The following is a 16606-nucleotide window of genomic DNA, read 5'->3' as shown; positions in this document are numbered from 1 at the left end:
ACAAGACCTCAGCCAGCAGAGAAGCGCCTCCTCCTGAAGGAAAACCCAACTGAAAGAGAATAATGCCTCTTACCGCCAGACCCGATCGCGTGGTTCAGCCGATTGGCCGGTTATCTCACTGGAGGCGTCAACTGAGGATCTTGATCCTGGCTGAGAAAACTAGCTTTTAGTAAATGAGCGTAGGATGTCCAGTTGAACGGGCAGGTTCGAGCGGACACATCCTGGCGCGGACGGTTCTCGCGTATAAGAAAGTGTCATTGACCTCAACTATTACGAGCAACGCACGGAAGGCGTTGGTCTCATTTTATGTAATGCAGACGAGCATCGGCACATGCGATGCTCATGGTGAGGCGCGTGCCATGAAGGATGGCTCGCCTCCTGAACGGCAAATCTTCAACATTCACGAGTTAGGAAGACGGTAGGGTCTTCAAGTCCAGGACGAAGCGGTATTTGATGTCAGCTTTCACTACGCGATCCCAGGCCTCTTCGATCTTGTCGAAGCTGGTCATCTCGATATCCGAAACAATATTGTGTTGGCCGCAGAAGTCTAGCATCTGCTGCGTTTCCTTGATCCCTCCAATATTCGATCCGGCGAAGCTCTTGCGGCCCTGAGCGACAGAGAAAGCGCTTATCGGAATCGGGGTGGAAGGCAGTCGCACGGTGCACAACGTGCCGTCGCGCCTGAGAAGCGTCATGTAAGGGGTGACGTCGTGCTGGGCAGAAACGCAATCCAGGATGAAATCGAACCTCCCGGCGTGAGCCGTGTGCCAGCCCGCCTCTTTTGTGAGGATCACCTCATCCGCTCCAAGCCGCTTCGCGCCGTCGATCTTTGAAGGGGATGTCGTAAACTGCACTGTCTTTGCTCCAAAAGCATGGGAAAAACTTGAGTGCCATATGTCCCAGTCCATCCGAACCAATGACGCCTACGGTCTTGCCGGGGCCTACATTTCAGTGCTTCAACTTGGAGTAAGTCGTTATGCCCGCACACAACAAGGGGGCAACCACTGCCGGATCAAGGTTCATGGTATGGTGAGAACAAACTCTTCATCGGTAAAGATACTCTGGCCATAACCGCCAAACGTGAACTGGCCGTCCTTATCCTTCGAGTTATAGGTCATCACCGTTGCGTGATTGTCGCAGTACTGCTGTTCCCCAGCCTTGCAGCTTTCGCAGACGCGGCAGGAGTCGATCATACAACCGACGCCCGCACGGTCCCCTACTTTGACCTTTGTAACATCCTGGCCGATCCTCTTCACGGTCCCGACGATCTCATGACCGGGAACCATCGGATAATGAGCATTGCCCCAATCGTTCCGCGCCTGGTGAATATCAGAGTGGCATACTCCGCAGTAGTCGATAACGATGTATACGTCCTTGGGCCCGGGCTCCCGGCGCTCGTAGTCAAAAGGGGCTGGAGCTGAGGTAGCAGATTGGACGGCAAAGCCATGCGTCTTGATCATGAAGATTCTCCTTGGAAGATTGCGGAGTGATGCTCACCACAGATTCAGTTTTAGACTTGGTTCGGACGATCCTCGAAGGTCACGTATGTTGCAACTCGTCCGGTAAAGCTAGACCAGCCCCGTCATGTTCGGTTGTCCATTCGAAGCCGTGATGCCTCCGTCTACGGGGAGATTGACTCCGTTGACGAACGCGGCGTCCTCACTCGCGAGAAAGGCGATGACACCTGCAACCTCTTCTGGTTTGGCGGCACGTCCGAGGGGCAGGCGGTCCTTGAATTTGGCCATCAGCGTTTCGTTCTTCTCAAATTCAGAAGTCATCTCCGTGATTGTCAGACTGGGATTGACGGCATTCACGCGCACTCCCTGCGATCCGAGCTCAAGCGCGAGGGCACGCGTCAGATTCGTCGCTGCACCCTTGGCAGCGTTGTAGATACTGCCTCCCCAATCTCCACCCAGACCGGAGACCGAGGAGACGTTCACGATGCATCCCCTGGTTTTGAGAAGATAGGGAACTGCGGCGCGAATCGCGAAGTAGACTCCGTCGACATCGATGCTCATAACGTTGCGCCATAGCTCGGTCGTACTGTTCAGCAACGGACCGAAGGCTGCGACGCCGGCGTTGTTGACGAGAACATCGATTCGACCGAACCTCGCGACTGTGTCGGATACCAACTGCTGGACATAGCTCTCATCCGAGATGTCTCCGCCGTGGAGCAGGACGCGCTTCGATTCGTAGTCCTTCGCCGATTCGGCCAGCTTGTCCTTGCGACGACCGTTGAGAACTATCGATGTGCCTTCTGAGAGAAAGCGCTTCGCTGTCGCTGCTCCTATGACAGAACCCGCACCGGTGACGATCACTACTTTTGCATCAAAACGATTCATTGTTGAGTCCTCTTCCAATGTCTGGAGTTCAAGCGCCTAGCTCATGTACTAGCCGCCATTGACGTTGATGGTCTGGCCGGTGATGTATCCGTTCTCCGCCAACATCAGCGCAACGGAAGCGACTTCGCTGACCTGCCCAAAGCGACCGATAGGAATGAGATCGGGCTTGATCTTATCGTTTCCCTTGAGCATGCCAGTCTCGATGAGGGCCGGTGCGATCGCGTTGACCGTGATGCCTTCCTTGGCGAGAAGACAGGCATAGCCGTGGACCAGCCCGATAAGACCAGCCTTGCTCGCTGCATAGTGTGGCCCGATGACTCCACCTAACTGCGCCGCAACGGACGAAAGCATAACGATCCGTCCCCAGCGCTGAGCGCGCATCGCGGGCAGGGCTGCCTGAGTCACGTAGAACGCGGAACTCAGGTTGACCGCGATCGTTTCGTCCCAATCGGCAGCTGCGATCTGGTCAAGCGGTTTGCTAGGGTCTATTCCGGCATTGTTGACGAGGATGGAGATCGATCCCAATTCAGTGCTAGCTTGCCTCACTACTTCTGTCGCCTGCGTTACCCTGGATAGATCTGCGAAATAAGCAGAGCCATTTCGGCCCAGAGCGCGTATGTCCGCGATCACAGCGTCAGCATCATCGCCAGGGGTAAGCGAGGCGTGTTGAACATCACAGACGCGGAGCTGTCGTCACAGCAGTTCATCTGGATGGTGGATTAATCCATCCTCTGGGTTCGCATCATGGGGTCCGATAATGAGTTGACTTCAGAGCGAATCAGGGAAGTCGTCGAACAGGCCGTCGTCATCTTCCTCGGCCACTATCGCACACGGAAGCGGTTGCCATTGGCGTCGAGCGGGGTGAAGCGCAAGCTCGACCGTAATCGAACGCTGCGAGTAGGGCCATGGATCGGGCCAACAGATCCTTGACTCTTCGATGTGCGCTTCCGGCTTTACGTTCCACAGAGATGGTGACCGCTAAACGGGGCGAACCATGAGCTCGCCCCGTTCGCACTATCCGAGCTTCTGAATCGACTGGCGAAGAGCCTTAGCTGAAGCTGCCGGGTCGGCGGCTCCGTAGATTGCCGCACCGGCAACTGCGATCGTGGCGCCCGCCGCTTCCACAGCACCAATGCGATCCTTGTTGATCCCACCGGCAACAGAAAAGGCGATGCTGGCATTGCGGCCGGCCTCCAGCAGACGATCGATCGTGTAGCCGCTTTCCGCCTGCTCATCGAGACCCGCATGGAGTTCCGCCCAGCTGACTCCCAACGCTTTCAGCTCCTGGAAGGCGCGTAGCCTTATCCGCAACGCCGATCATGTCTGCGACGACCGATTTGCCGTGCGCTTTGCCCGCCCTGACAGTGCCCGCAATGGTGCTGTCTCCCGCGGAGGCCAGTACGGTCATGATGTCTGCTCCGGCCTCAAACGCCAGGTTGGCTTCGAGTTCGCCGGCGTCCATCGTTTTCATATCAGCGAATACGAGCGCGGCCCGAACCTCGGAGGTCGGACCGCCACCGCACCCCGCAATGGTCAGAAGTAGAAGCTGGCCTGCAACTGGAGCGTACGCGGCGTGAAGTTCTCGCGCACGGAGGAAGAAGATTGGGTGCTCGTGATGCGGCCGAAGTTGCCGTCATTGAGATTCGTGTCGGGGTCTCCGCGGCCCGCACGATTGAGCGCATTGAAGGCATCGCCGCGAATTTCCAACCTGCGCTGCTCCCCGAGATGGAATCCCTTTTGCAGTCCGAGGTTCTCAAATGCGTAGCCAGGCCCCTGAATGCCTGGCAGGATGGAGGGTACGTTGCCGGTCGCCAGAGCTACCTTGTGGTTCGAAGTATAGGGAACATGCGCGAACGCAGCGGGGTTGAGATAGAGAGGCCCGGTGTTGCCGACTGTGTCGATAAACCCTTTTTGGTTGAGTTTGATCGGCTGGCCGGTGTAATTAGGGCGGGTTGTGGCAAAAATGCCATTGGCAACGAAGCCATCGGTAATGGCTAGCGTATCGCCGGACTGGTAGACGCCATTGCCGATAACTTTCCACCCACCGAGGGCCCAGTCGAGGGGACCATGCAGACTTACCGGTTCGTTCTTGCCGAAAGGAAGCGAGTAGATTGCTGTGACCTTCAATAGTTGTGGTACGTGAATAAATGAAGCGACAGCCTTTTCCGCCTTCAAGTTGGCAATATCCTGAACGCCGCCGTTTGTGTTCGTCAGGGTCTTCGACCACGTGTAATTGATGAAGAACGATAGATCCTTGGTCATGCGTTTATTCAGTGTGGTTTGCAGAGCGTCATAGCGTGACCATCCTGCACCTGGATCAAAGAGAGCTACGCCGCCGCCCTTGAACTGCGGAAACGGCGCTAACGCCTGAGCGACAGTACCGGAGAAACCCGGATACGGCACCGGGATTGTTGGATGGAGCGAAACACTATCAAGCAGAGCGTCGCCATAGGTCGCAAGATCGCCTATGGGAAGCTGGTTCCGTTGGGTCAGTGCCGCCTGCCGAATGCGACGTGCGGTATTGCCGACGTAGTTGATCTGCGCAATAACTCCGCGGCCCAGGTCAAACTGAATGCCCGCCGTGTAGTTCGCATAGGTCAAGGGCCTGGAGCCGCGCGGGTTGTTGACGGTCACGCTGGACAGATTGAGTTGCGTTGGGTCGTAATTTGGCAGGGGAGTTTTTGGAGTTGGATAGGGTGAACTGATCAGGCCCTCAGACAGGCCGGAGTAAGTCTGCGGGTTGTTGGTGGCGTTGATGGCGATGGCCGCGGAGTAACCCGTCGTGGACGGAAGTGCTGTTCCCTCAAACGGCTCAGCGCTATAGACGGGGGCTTGCGAGTTCATGCCAAAGCCGCCGCGAAAGACCATACGCGGGTTGGGGTTGTAGGCAAAGCCGACGCGGGGCAGGATCACGCCCAAGTCACTATTTTCGAAGGTCTTCTTCTTCTGCTGGCTGGCGAACACCAGGGCCCCGGGCAAGTTTCCTGCGGCGGTATTAGGAGCCGACAAATTAACACCGCTCCACTCACCATTGGTCTCATAGAGTGGACCTACGATCTCCCAACGGATGCCGAGATTGAAGGTAAGGTACTGTGTGACCTTCCAATCGTCCTGAAAGTACAGTCCCTGCTCGTGCCGGCGGTAGTGCTGGTTACCGGCGTAGAGGGTGCCGGCGAGTGAGTTCAGTTGACCGAGTTCGAAGCTGGCGAACGCGTTGCCTGCATAGCCGGAGGTGTTGGTTCCGTCGTCGGTCATGGCGTTCGAGAACGCGTACGTACCGGGGACGGTTGGAACGGTCCAGTTCGATAAGTAGAAGCGGCTTTCAACGCCGGCCTGAAACTGATGAGCGCCGTGTGCAATATAGACCTGGTCGATCAGCATGTAATCCGAGTTGCTGCGCAGTTCGCCCTGATCTGCCGCGGAGGTACCAAGCGTGCTGGTTCCACCGCCAAGAGCCGACGCGCCGGAGAAAGTAATCGTCGGGAAGCCTATGCCATTGAAGTTGGGGATGCCGAGCTCCGATGCCCAGTTTTGCACGGGAGAGACGCTCGCAAAACTGATAGGGGCAAAGAAATACCCAGCACCGAAATGGTTGGATATGGTGGGCGTGAGTGTCCAGTAGTGATTCACGCGTGCGATTTGCGAGCGAATATACTGATTATAGCCCTCATCCAGCACGTTCGGTGCGCCGCCCACCGACCAGGTCGAGTCCTTGTCAAGCAGCCCGCGGTAGTTGTAGTCGTAGAGCAGGGATAGTTTCTGCTTTGACGTTAGAACCTGATCGCCCTTTATCGTAAAGAAGTACTGACTTAGGATTGGCTGTGGATTGGCCACGGTTGGGATATTGCTGACAACCTGAGATCCGAGATAGTTAGTGGGAAATCTTAGCTTAAGGATATTTGCGACGACCGGATCAAATCGTCCTATGGGAATTTGGTTGTTGAGGAATGGTTCGCGCACAAAGCCGTTCGCCGTGGCAGTCAGCCCGGTCACCGTGTCTTTTTGCCCTTTGGCCATCAACCGTGTGGTAGCTGGGTCGTAAATCTGCCCGTAAACCACGTTTCGACCGAGAATATCCTGGGTAGCAACGGTTCCTGAAGTAGATTTCTGCGTCAGCGCCGGGTTCAACCAGTCCGAAAAGTTCCCGACCAGCATGTTCTGCGTAGGCATACTTGCATTTGTGCCGCCCAAACCCAGGTTCGACTGTTCATCCCGTTCGAAGTTGACAAAGAAGAAACTCTTGTCTCGTCCGTTATAGAGCTTAGGAATCCGGATAGGCCCGCCGAGCGATCCGCTGTATAGCTGATAGCGATCCTCCGCACGCGGCTGACCTGCCTGAATTGCGGCATAACCGTTGGCGTTCATGTCCTCGTTCTGTATGATTGCCACGACTTTGCCGTGATAATCATTTGTTCCAGACTTGAGCGCTACATTCGTAACGGCGGTCCCGCCGCCGTTGTACTGAGCATTCATGACGCCGACCTGCACACTCAATTCCCGAACGGCATCAACGCTCGAGCCTTCTTCCGCAGTGTCCGTCGTACCAAGGGGAACACCTTCATAATAGATCTCATTTGACTTGGTCTGACCGCCGTTGATCGAACCTACGAACGAGACGCCCGTGGCGCCCGGTAGATTGTTGTAGATATATTCCGAGATGTCCCTCTCGCCGCCCGGGGAACCTGCCGTCGCCGATATAGGCCAGTCCTCCAGCTCTTTCTCTCCGATGATGTAGTTGATCTGCGTTGACGCGGTTTCCATCAGTTGCGCGTCTCCGGACACGGTCACCGTTTCCGCCGATGATCCGACATCGAGCTTGAGGTCGACCGTTAGCAGCTCCCCCACATGAAACGTGACGTTCGTGACAACCGCTGTATTAAACCCTTGCTTCGTTGCGGAGACGTTGTAGATGCCTGGCGGCAGCGAGGGAATGGAATAGATGCCCGCTCCCGTAGCGGTCGACTTGTAGATCACATTCGTCGCCTGGTTCGTCGCAACGACTTGAGCATTGCCCACAACCGCACCGCTCTTATCGCTCACCGTTCCAGTCAACCCAGCGTTCGATCCCTGCTGAGCGAAGCCCATCTTGTGCGAGGTAATGATCAAGAGAAGGACCAGCAATGGAGCAATCCAGCCTGTCCAATGTTGCCTTCTCTTGTCTGAAGACCTTCGTTGCGGATTACGTTCCGAAGCCGGCGTATCCTGCAGAACACTTCCAGGAAATGAACCGCAAGACTGCATGAGCTGCTCCATGACTTTCCTCCAAGAAATCGACCTGAAGTTCTGTGCCGGCTTGTTTCGACCCCAGTCTTCGGCCGATTCCAGAATTCACATGGAGAGTTCATCACCTCGCGAGGAGGCCGCAACAGGGACCATCCGGTGAATTACAGTGCTCGTTGTTTGTGCATATGAATGGTCGTCTCCTGCCGCGTGAATGCCACGTGAATCCACATTTCGCCCTACGTCCGCTCCGATGGAGATCGGCGGATCGGCCGTGGGTTAGTGACAAGGCATGTTGAGGGGACAGCGTGCTCTAGAGTGAGGATGTTTCAAGACTTGTTGGCTGGAAAGCCTGATGCAAGCGTCATCGGGCGCGCCATATCCAGGGAGGGGTAAGCTTCTCAGTACGGCCTGCAAACCACGGGACAAATACGCAGGCAGGCCGAATGTCACTTGGCTCTCCCAAGGAGTATCGACCGCGAAAGCGTGCAAATTGGCCCAATGTTTGGTCTAACCCCGAACCGCACTAAGGAATGGGGTGAACTCTTTCGGCAACGACCTTCGCCCTCTCGCTATCGCCCAAGTAAAGCGTGGTCTCCAGCAGTAGTTCGAAGTTCGATGGTTTGCCGCTCTTGCCGATCGCATCTCGAACGATCATGTCCATTTGAGGCGAATGAAAGAGGAAATCGGTCGCGGCGTCGACTCCACCCAACGTTGTCCCTTCCACTAGAAGAACCTTACCCGTAGATCCCAGATTATCCGTTAGCGAGATGAGAGCGTATCCAGTCCTTTGTGGGTCGGACTCACTCCATTTATAGCTTGCTTGCTCGCCCTTGAGCGGCGCGCGATTGAAGATGGTTATGGTGTTTTGGGTCCCGTTGTAGACCATCCTGAAGTTCTGGTCCTTGTCGAAAAGCTGTATCCATGGGTCGTAGTTGGGAGAACCTATCAGAATCGCGTTTGCATCCTTCAAATCTTGGGATTTGATGTCGCGCGCGAATCGGAGCTCCATCCGCGAGCGGTTTGCATTTGGGAGGTCCTGCAACGCAGAGACGAACTTCAAATCTGAAATCGTCGTATATCTCCTGTCAGCAAAGGGAGACCACGTAAAGCCGGGCGGAGTCTGTGCTTCCGGTTTGCTAAGGTACGAGCTCGAGCCGTACTCCCAAACATCGACTTGAGTCCGGGCGAGGTTGCCATACATATTGATGCCAGCGTCGCCCGGTACAACGAGGGTGCGCTGGTCGGCTGTGAGCAGCAGGTTCCAAAGCTTGTCTCGTTCAGTCCAGGGAAAAAGCAGCCGATGTCTTCCGTAGCTTCCAAGCAGCGCGAGTCCCACGCCAAGGATCACACCCAAGGCGACTAACACCGCCGGTTTTACTCGCCGGCCGGCTGCGCCCGTCGTGGGGAGCGGGGTGGGAGGCAGATTCTCTCGTGAGCCAGTTGAGTCTCTATCGGGTGGTGCCTCCGACGTTGGATCAACGTTCGTACTCTCTATTGGTGTAGTCGCCGCGGTCGTGTATTGAAATTGCGGAATATAGCCGCCGCGAGGAATGACAACCTGAATCGGCTCAGTGCGGCCCTCTTCCTGGTAATAAAGGGCCAACCGTTGCCGTAGTTGCCGCGCGGTTTGACGGACGATATTGTCGTCGCCCGGATTGTAATTCGTGGGCCGTCCGAAGACATTCACGCCAATCTGTTGCTCGGTAATCTCTTCGGTTCGCCCCTGCAGAAAGCGCTCGACGATATAGAGGAGGAAAGACGAGAGCCGCGAAGCCTTAGCAAAGCTCTCGGTGTGGATGAGCCGCTGGACCGAGAGCCAGCGTGGGTCCTCTTGAAGACCAACGAAAGAGTTCGCGTTGCCACCGCCAGATCGTTCGTCAGGCTTCTCGATACGCGAAGGACTTTCCGGCTCGACAGTCGGTGCGAGACCCATTGAGAAATTCCTTGAATTCCAAAGGTATCTTCAAATCATGAACGATTGGTGAATCCGTTCCAGTGGCTGAACGGGATAGGACGGAATGCCTTGGAATCGCAGGGGTCATCCCGTGAAACCCCTGTTGCTCTCCGCTTCTTGCCGGTCAAAGTGGTTTTGGATGGCAGCGAACCCGAAGATCGAAAACACAACAATGCCTTTTTCATTCTCCCTCGAATGGTTGGAGAGGGTTGCGTTTCTCACAATCTTGATTGTGCTCTTCAGCGCAACCGCTCTGCCGGCTCAAGCTCCATTGGCGCTGACCCCGCCGATGGGGTGGAACAGTTGGAATCACTTCAAGGCGAATGTCAGCGATGCGGACGTTCGTGCAGCCGCTGATGCACTTGTCGCGACCGGAATGCGCGACAGTGGCTATGTATACGTCAATATCGACGATGGCTGGCAGGGGGCGCGTTTGGAATCTGGTGAATTGGTCCCAAATGAGCGGTTCCCGGACATGAAGGCTCTCGCCGACTACGTTCATGCACGCGGATTGAAGCTGGGCATCTACTCATCACCGGGGCCACTGACCTGCGCCGGCAAGATTGGCAGCATGGGACATGAAGAGCTTGATGCCAAGACGTTCGCCAAGTGGGGCGTCGATTATCTGAAGTATGACATTTGCTCGTATCGCAAGATCCTCGAGCGAGACGCGCATGGCGACCCCTGGCTCGCACAGAAGATGATGTTCGCCGTGTTCGCGAAAATGCACTCTGCCCTCCAGGATACTGGAAGGCCCATCGTGTATAGCCTTAGCCAGCATGGACTCTCGCGCGGTTGGACCTGGGCGAATCAAACGGGCGCAAACATGTGGCGCACGGGGGACGACGTTCGCGACAATTACCTCAGCATCACAGAGATCGGCTTCGCCCAGAGTGGACTCTCGCAATTTGCCGGACCGGGCCACTGGAACGATCCCGACATGCTGGAGATCGGCAATGGGGGACTGACGCCTGATGAGGCCCGGACGCAATTGAGCCTCTGGTCATTGCTAGCTGCGCCTCTGCTCGCTGGCAACGACTTGTCAAAGATGGATTCCGACTCTCTGGACATTCTCAACAATCGCGAAGTTCTGCGTATCGATCAAGACCCAGCGGGGCGGCAAGCGAATCGGGTTTGGACCGAGGGCCCTTTAGAAATTTGGGCGCGAGATCTCGCCGACGGGTCCGTTGCAGTTGGACTCTTCAACCGGAATCAGGGACCGGTCGAAATGCCTCTCGACGTCAAGTTGCTCGGACTACAGAGAGCGACCAGGGTGCGAGATGTATGGCAGCACAAAGATCTGGCGCCCATCCAAGGTTCCAGAAACTTCCTTGTCACTCCCCACGGAGTCGCCTTACTTGTAATCCATCCATGATGGCTGTCAGCCACAGAAGCTGGGCAGAGGTTTCCGGGACGGTGATCTCGTCATGGCCATTGTGAGACAAACTGTTGCGCCTCTTTTGGATCTTCGCAAAATCCTGAGCCAACTCGAGCCAAAAGATAAAGAAAGTTAGGGTGGCTCGGGGAGTCGAAGGATGGAATTCAAGCTTGCGGGTTCGTCGATATAAAGAACAATGGGAGCCTAGCGGAGGAGTCCTCGGCAATAAACGTGGTTGGTATCGACAAACGAGCCTCTGTCAGTAGTGATTCTCAATAAGTGCGAAATCGCCGATGCGCTCATCGAGAGATTCGTAAAGACAAGTCGGCTTGGCGTCATCAGCCCGTCCGTTTACGCCGATGGCGTCCGTTGGGGGCTGGGGATGTTGCGGGGCGGGGCGTAGCTGGACGATCGGGAGTGGCATCATCGGCGAGCGCGCTTGATACGAGTCGAACTCAGCTGCGCTCTTCTGACAACCCGAGGCCGACTACTAGGGCGGCTACGGCGAAGCCGCAGAGGATTGCGGCGATTGAGGCCAGCATCCAGGGGTTCCATCCGGTGGGGGAGAGTCTGACCGCTAGTTGGGCCGCTAGTTGAGACCACTGGACGTGTTTCCATGCGGTAGCCAGCACGGCGAGCAGCAGGACGATGCTGGCTGCGATGGTTGCGGTGGGGATGGCGAGGCCGGGGCGTTCGAGGCGTTCCATGGCGTCGTGGCGGCGGCGCAGCTGGGCCTTCCACCAGAGGAGGCCGGGGCTTTGCAGCGGGGCGAGTTGCATTGCGCTATCGTGGGCGGTGGCGAAGGCGGAGAGGATGCGGGCTTCTTCGGCGCAGCGTGCGCAAGCGGCGACGTGCTCGCGAAGTTCGGGGGCACAGCCTTGCGGCCACTGGCCGGCGCGGACGACTGCGATGAGTTCGTCCCGGCGGGTGCAAGCGTTCATCGCGAGCCCTCCATCAACTGGCGCATGCGGCGGCGGGCGCGGAAGAGCAGAAGGCGCACGCTGGCTGAGGCGAGGCCCATGATCTCGGCGATCTCGTGGTGGGAGTAGTTTTCGGCGTGGGCGAGCCAGAGGAGCTGGCGGTCGCGTGCGCGCATGTGGCTCATGGCCTGGGAGAGTTGTTGTTGCATGGCGATCTCGTCGGCGCTGGCGCAGGTGGCGAAGAAGCTCTCGGGGAGGTCTTCGAGCGAGGAGGGCCTGGGACGACGCCAGTGGTCGCGGAGGAGGTTGCTGGCGATGCGGAAGAGGTAGCGGCGGGCGGCGAGCTCGGCGTCGGCGGGCTGGGTTGCGCCGAGGAAGCGCACGTAGGATTCCTGCATGAGGTCCTCGGCGAGTGCGGGGTCACCCGAGCAGCGCACGAGATAGGCCCAGAGGGGCCGCGCCGAGCGCTCGTAGAAGGCGGCGAACTCTGCGCTATCCATCGCGGGTTGGGCGAGCAGGGCAGCGGCTTGCGCCGCTGCCTGCCTGTCGAGAACGGCCTGATTCCAGCTCATCATCATGTTCCTGGCTCCGATGCCTGTTCCGCCAACTCACTGCCCGTCCCGAGATGCGCCGGGCAGGAGCCCGAGGCGTTGCGCGAGGACCCACGTGATCCCAGCGGAAATGATACAGCCGAGGCCAGGCATCAAGGCGACTACGCCGAAGAGCAGGAGAGGCGTTTCGCCGCCGAGGACGGTGTGGCGAAGGAAGAGGAGTCCTGTACCGAGCAGCGTGAGCACGATACCCGCGGTGAGTGGCATGAGGACGCGTTGCAGAACTGCGGGCCAATGTCCGTCCTGTTGCACTTCGACGGTGATGGGAGCGGCTTCGAGGAAGCGCTTGCCGGCGTCGGTCTGCATGTAGCTGAGGATCTCCTGGCTGGAGCCGAAGCGATCGATGAGCTTGCCGTGAACCTCGGTTTGGAGGCGAAAGACGCGGTTCCAGCGGCGGTTCGCGAGCAGCACCTTGGTGAGCCACGCCGATGCGCCGAAGAATGCGAAGGCGACGAGCATGGGGACGATCTGGTCTACGACGTGCGCGGCGTCGTTATCGCGGCGCGGCTCGGACTCGCCGGTCCAGACGCGGCGCTGGAGTGCTTCGGCGCGATTCGGGCCGCGGGCATGAATGTCGGCGAAGAGATAGAAGTCGGGATTGCGGCCGATCTCGGGATGCTGCGCGAGGAAGGCGGCGAGCTCAGGGTTGGTCTTGGCGACGTAGTCCTGGTTGGCGAGGAGCGAAGGGTCGGAGGCGACGACGGCGGTGAGGGTCGGGCTGATGCGGAGGAGCTTCAACAGCTGTTCGCGGGTGGCGTCGGTGGCTTCGGGATCGGCCACGCTGGTGGCCTGGGAATTAGCGTCTGGCACCGTTAACTGCGGTGCGGCTTTGGTGGGCTGCGCTTGTACTTCGGACGCCAGGCACAGGCAAGCCAGCATCGCGGTCACTACGCATCTACTCACTCGCTTCGTATTGATTCTTGAGATCATTGCGATCATTGGAACTCCTTCGTTGTTTCAGGCCTGTACCCGTAACAACGAAGCAGACGTGCGTTTGGTTAACAGCTGCGTGCGATTTTCCTGGAGGGTGGAGGTTGCTCTTTGCTGGGCTGGGGTTCCGGTCGCCTGCAGAGCGAAGTGATAGGATGGGCATACTTTCCAAGCATGCGATCCGCACGCGGCTGCCTCACCCAGTTCCTGGGCTCCTATCGAACATTCTTTCTGGCGGTCCGTCGGGTATTCCGGGACGGCCTTGTTTCCGCCGCCGTGCTGCTCCTGTGCGCGGGCGTCGCGTTGCCTGCGCAGGAATATTCGCTGCGTCACTTTACCGGCGCGGACGGGCTGGCGAACCTCAGTATCCAGAGCCTGTATCAGGACCATGAGGGCTTCCTGTGGGTGAGCACGGAGAATGGGCTGTTCCGCTATGGCGGCGATCGCTTCGAGGCGTTTGGGCCGGCGCAGGGACTGCCGTCGGAGTTTGCGTTTGCGATGGGAGAAGCGCCTGACGGGCGAATTCTGGCGGGTGCTACGACGGGCCTGTATCGTCTGAGTGGCGTGGGCTTCGAGCACCTTACTACACCGTTTCACACGGTGTTCTGGGGGCAGGGGATTGCTCTCGTTCCGACGGGCAGGACGTATCTGGCGACGGACCAGGGTCTTTACGAGCTGACTCCTGCCACGTCCGGATCGCCTCAGCCTTACACCTATCGCCGTTTGTATCCTTCATCTGCCGATGCGGCGCAGCCTGTGTATTCGGTCTTCCGGGAGCCCAATTCCGACTCGCTCTGGTTTGGTTGTGGGCTCAACGTATGCCACCTGACGAGCTCCGGCGTGCAGACATACACCTCCGAAGATGGCCTTCCGGGGATTGCGATTGCGTTCGTCGTGAAGGATCGCGATGGAGCTGTCTGGATTCGGCCTCGCAACAAAGGTGTGCTGGTCCTTCCGGCGAACGAGACTCGGTTCCGGCGTCCTGAGGGGCCGCTGTCGGTTTATAACGGAGCGCTGGGGCTGGACCATTCGGGACGGGTTCTGATCGCATCCTCGTCGGGACTGTTGATTCATGCCGGGTCGGGATGGCAGTTTCTGGATCGTCGCGCTGGTATTCGAGGGGACATTTTTTCGATTCTTGAAGACCGGCAGCATTCGCTGTGGCTGGGGACGGGAGGGCGCGGGCTGACGCAGTGGCGGGGTTATGGCGACTGGGAGAATTACACGTCGCTGAGCGGGCTGCCGAATGACAGCGTGTTCGAGGTCCTGCCGCTGGCGGATGGTTCGGTGTGGGCTGCGACAGAATCGGGCGTGGTGCATGGGGAGCCGCGGGGCGAATCGTTCGAATGGCGTCCCTCTTCCGAGATAGGCGCAGTGCCGGCGCACTCGCTGCAGATGACTCCAGAGGGAGACTTGTGGGTTGGCACGGCGGCGAAGGGCATCGCGCGCTACTCCGTGAAGACGCGGCATGTGCAATGGTTCGGCCCTGCCGAGGGCCTGACGGGGAAGCTGGCGCTGACGGTTCGCTTCGACCAGAAGCGGCGGCTGTGGGCTGCTACCGAAGCGGGGCTGTTCTTTTCGGATGCGCCGTACAAGAAGTTTGCGCGCGCGGAGGGTGTTCCCGCGAGCTGGTTCTGGACGATTGCCGAGACGCCAGATGGCACGTTGTGGGCGGCGAGTACGGAAGGGCTGTTTGCGCTGGCAGCCGGGAAGTGGCGGCATTGGGACCGTGCTTCGGGACTTTCGAATCAGGATGTGGTTTCTCTGGGTGCGGCGCCGGATAACTCGGTGTATGTGGGGTATCACCATGGCGGAGGGATCGACAGGGTTCGACTTAGCACCAAGGGGATGGAGATACAGACCGGGTTACAGCGGCCGGGGACGGACGGTCTTATCTACTTCCTGACGTTCGACCGGTCGGGTCATTTGTGGGCAGGTACGGAGCATGGCGTCGAAGTGTTCGATGGAGCGCGCTGGATGCACTACGACAGCACGGACGGGCTGGTGTGGGATGACTGCGACCTGGGTGGATTCGCAGCGGCGGGAGATGGTTCCTTCTGGATCGGGACGAGTGGTGGTCTGTCGCACCTTCATCCACAGCCGCCTGCCTCTACCGACGCTCCGCATGTGCTCTTCACGGGGCTTACAGTGGGGACGATGGATGTCTCGGGGCGTAAGCGGCCCTCGTTCCCGCTCAATGCCGGAGCGTTGGTCGCGCACTTTGCCGCGCCCGATGCGCTGCAGGACTCGAACATTCTGTTTCGCTATCGGCTTAGCGGCGCGACGAGTCACTTCACGGAGACCGCGGAGCATCAGGTGGAGTTTGCGGCGCTGGCTCCGGGCTCGTACAAGCTGCAGGTGCAGGTTCGAGATAACCGTGGCGAGTGGAGTCCGCATGAGGCCACGTATGCGTTTTCCATTCTTACGCCGTGGTATCGGCGGGGCTGGTTCCTGACGCTGCTTGCGCTTGTGCCGTTCCTGGTGGCGGTGATTGTGTTGCGCGTTCGCTCGCTCGCTGCTGTACGCCGCGAGGTGCAGCTTGAGCGGATCGTGGCCGAGAAGACAGCGGACCTTCGCAGGGCCAATGAGGAGCTGCTGCTGCTATCCAATGTCGATGCGCTGACCGGCATCGCGAACCGGAGGCACTTCGACCAGACCTTGTTATCCGAATGCGAGCGTGTGCGGCGGTCGGATTCGGTGCTGTCGCTGCTGCTGGTGGATGTGGATCACTTCAAGGCGTTGAACGATTCGGCAGGGCACCAGAAGGGCGATGAATACCTGATGCACCTTGGCCGTCTGCTGAGCCTGATTGCGCGACGGCAGATCGACCTGGCAGCGCGGATTGGAGGGGAAGAGTTTGCGGTGGTTCTTCCGGCAACGGACGCGCGTGAAGCGGCGCGGATTGGTGAGGCGGTTCGTGCGCGGGTGGAGGCCCTGGCGCTTGCGCACGCCGGCTCGCAGTCGGGGGTGGTTACTGTGAGCGTGGGGATAGCGACGGCCACGCCTGGCGCGCCAAGGACTCCTGAGGCGCTTGTGGCTGCGGCGGATCAGGCGCTGTATCGTGCGAAGGGCAAGGGGCGGAATCGGGTGGAGAGCGCGTAGATCCTGCGAAGGACCGAAGCGTCCAGCATTTTGCGGGTTCGGGTTTTCTGTAGAGCGATGAGGGGGACAGGGCGCCCGCGATGCGGGCTGGAGGTTTGAGGAAAGGCTTGTTTGCGGCGGCATCCTGCAGTGCAAGCGCGGATATG

At 58.5% G+C, this 16606-nt stretch carries 14 protein-coding genes and 1 pseudogene; 4 read left to right on the top strand and 11 right to left on the bottom strand.

What is annotated here, in order from left to right; translation table 11 throughout:
* Window positions 1–407: 407 nt before the first annotated feature.
* The 4 genes and pseudogenes from AC5E6W_RS03835 to AC5E6W_RS03820 all read right to left on the bottom strand — a co-directional run.
* Window positions 408–908 carry a zinc-binding dehydrogenase gene (locus AC5E6W_RS03835; protein ID WP_491750936.1) on the bottom strand — a complete coding sequence of 167 codons (501 nt, stop codon included), beginning with the start codon at window positions 906–908 and terminating at the stop codon, window positions 408–410.
* 111 nt (window positions 909–1019) lie between these two features.
* Window positions 1020–1460 (bottom strand): alcohol dehydrogenase catalytic domain-containing protein, encoded by a 441-nt coding sequence (locus AC5E6W_RS03830; RefSeq protein ID WP_491750935.1) that lies wholly within the window; start codon window positions 1458–1460, stop codon window positions 1020–1022.
* Window positions 1461–1568: 108 nt separating this feature from the next.
* The gene (gene budC, locus AC5E6W_RS03825; protein WP_491750934.1) at window positions 1569–2342 is read right to left on the bottom strand and encodes a meso-2,3-butanediol dehydrogenase; all 774 of its coding nucleotides are present in this window, start codon (window positions 2340–2342) and stop codon (window positions 1569–1571) included.
* Between the two features lie 48 nt (window positions 2343–2390).
* A pseudogene (locus tag AC5E6W_RS03820) lies at window positions 2391–2981 on the bottom strand (SDR family NAD(P)-dependent oxidoreductase); the annotation flags it as partial.
* An 87-nt stretch (window positions 2982–3068) separates the two neighbouring features.
* Here AC5E6W_RS03820 and AC5E6W_RS03815 point away from each other — a divergent pair.
* A complete protein-coding gene (locus tag AC5E6W_RS03815) occupies window positions 3069–3272 on the top strand; it encodes a hypothetical protein (protein WP_491750938.1) in 204 nt (67 codons plus the stop codon).
* A gap of 84 nt (window positions 3273–3356) precedes the next feature.
* Here the strand turns inward: AC5E6W_RS03815 and AC5E6W_RS03810 are convergent, their stop codons facing one another.
* Window positions 3357–3614, bottom strand: coding sequence for an orotidine 5'-phosphate decarboxylase / HUMPS family protein (locus AC5E6W_RS03810; RefSeq protein WP_491750933.1), 258 nt, complete (start codon window positions 3612–3614; stop codon window positions 3357–3359).
* Entirely contained in the window at window positions 3574–3777 is a 204-nt protein-coding gene (locus AC5E6W_RS03805; RefSeq protein ID WP_491750937.1) for a hypothetical protein, read from the bottom strand. Before AC5E6W_RS03805 ends, AC5E6W_RS03810 begins: the two co-directional genes overlap by 41 nt.
* On the opposite strand from AC5E6W_RS03805, the gene AC5E6W_RS03800 reads away from it, so the two are divergent.
* Window positions 3685–3885: a hypothetical protein gene (locus AC5E6W_RS03800; RefSeq protein ID WP_491750939.1), complete on the top strand. Its 201-nt coding sequence runs from the start codon at window positions 3685–3687 to the stop codon at window positions 3883–3885. The two genes, AC5E6W_RS03805 and AC5E6W_RS03800, sit on opposite strands and share 93 nt — an antisense overlap.
* Here the strand turns inward: AC5E6W_RS03800 and AC5E6W_RS03795 are convergent.
* Both AC5E6W_RS03795 and AC5E6W_RS03790 read right to left on the bottom strand, forming a co-directional pair.
* The gene (locus tag AC5E6W_RS03795) at window positions 3876–7595 is read right to left on the bottom strand and encodes a carboxypeptidase-like regulatory domain-containing protein (RefSeq protein ID WP_491750932.1); all 3720 of its coding nucleotides are present in this window, start codon (window positions 7593–7595) and stop codon (window positions 3876–3878) included. The two genes, AC5E6W_RS03800 and AC5E6W_RS03795, sit on opposite strands and share 10 nt — an antisense overlap.
* A gap of 493 nt (window positions 7596–8088) precedes the next feature.
* The gene (locus AC5E6W_RS03790; RefSeq protein ID WP_491750931.1) at window positions 8089–9498 is read right to left on the bottom strand and encodes a hypothetical protein; all 1410 of its coding nucleotides are present in this window, start codon (window positions 9496–9498) and stop codon (window positions 8089–8091) included.
* Window positions 9499–9658: 160 nt separating this feature from the next.
* Between AC5E6W_RS03790 and AC5E6W_RS03785 the strand changes: the two genes are divergently transcribed.
* A complete protein-coding gene (locus AC5E6W_RS03785) occupies window positions 9659–10894 on the top strand; it encodes a glycoside hydrolase family 27 protein (protein ID WP_491750930.1) in 1236 nt (411 codons plus the stop codon).
* A gap of 458 nt (window positions 10895–11352) precedes the next feature.
* On the opposite strand, the gene AC5E6W_RS03780 is transcribed toward AC5E6W_RS03785, so the two are convergent.
* The 3 genes from AC5E6W_RS03780 to AC5E6W_RS03770 are packed head-to-tail and all read right to left on the bottom strand — an operon-like array spanning window position 11353 to window position 13316.
* Window positions 11353–11838: a hypothetical protein gene (locus AC5E6W_RS03780; protein WP_491750929.1), complete on the bottom strand. Its 486-nt coding sequence runs from the start codon at window positions 11836–11838 to the stop codon at window positions 11353–11355.
* Entirely contained in the window at window positions 11835–12395 is a 561-nt protein-coding gene (locus AC5E6W_RS03775) for an RNA polymerase sigma factor (RefSeq protein WP_491750928.1), read from the bottom strand. Before AC5E6W_RS03775 ends, AC5E6W_RS03780 begins: the two co-directional genes overlap by 4 nt.
* A 30-nt stretch (window positions 12396–12425) precedes the next feature.
* The gene (locus AC5E6W_RS03770; protein WP_491750927.1) at window positions 12426–13316 is read right to left on the bottom strand and encodes a hypothetical protein; all 891 of its coding nucleotides are present in this window, start codon (window positions 13314–13316) and stop codon (window positions 12426–12428) included.
* A gap of 216 nt (window positions 13317–13532) precedes the next feature.
* On the opposite strand from AC5E6W_RS03770, the gene AC5E6W_RS03765 reads away from it, so the two are divergent.
* Complete coding sequence (locus AC5E6W_RS03765; RefSeq protein WP_491750926.1) at window positions 13533–16460, top strand: diguanylate cyclase domain-containing protein; 2928 nt, start codon at window positions 13533–13535, stop codon at window positions 16458–16460.
* Window positions 16461–16606 lie beyond the last annotated feature (146 nt).

Source organism: Bryocella sp. (assembly GCF_058498515.1).
This window is presented reverse-complemented; position numbering and strand designations above follow the sequence as displayed.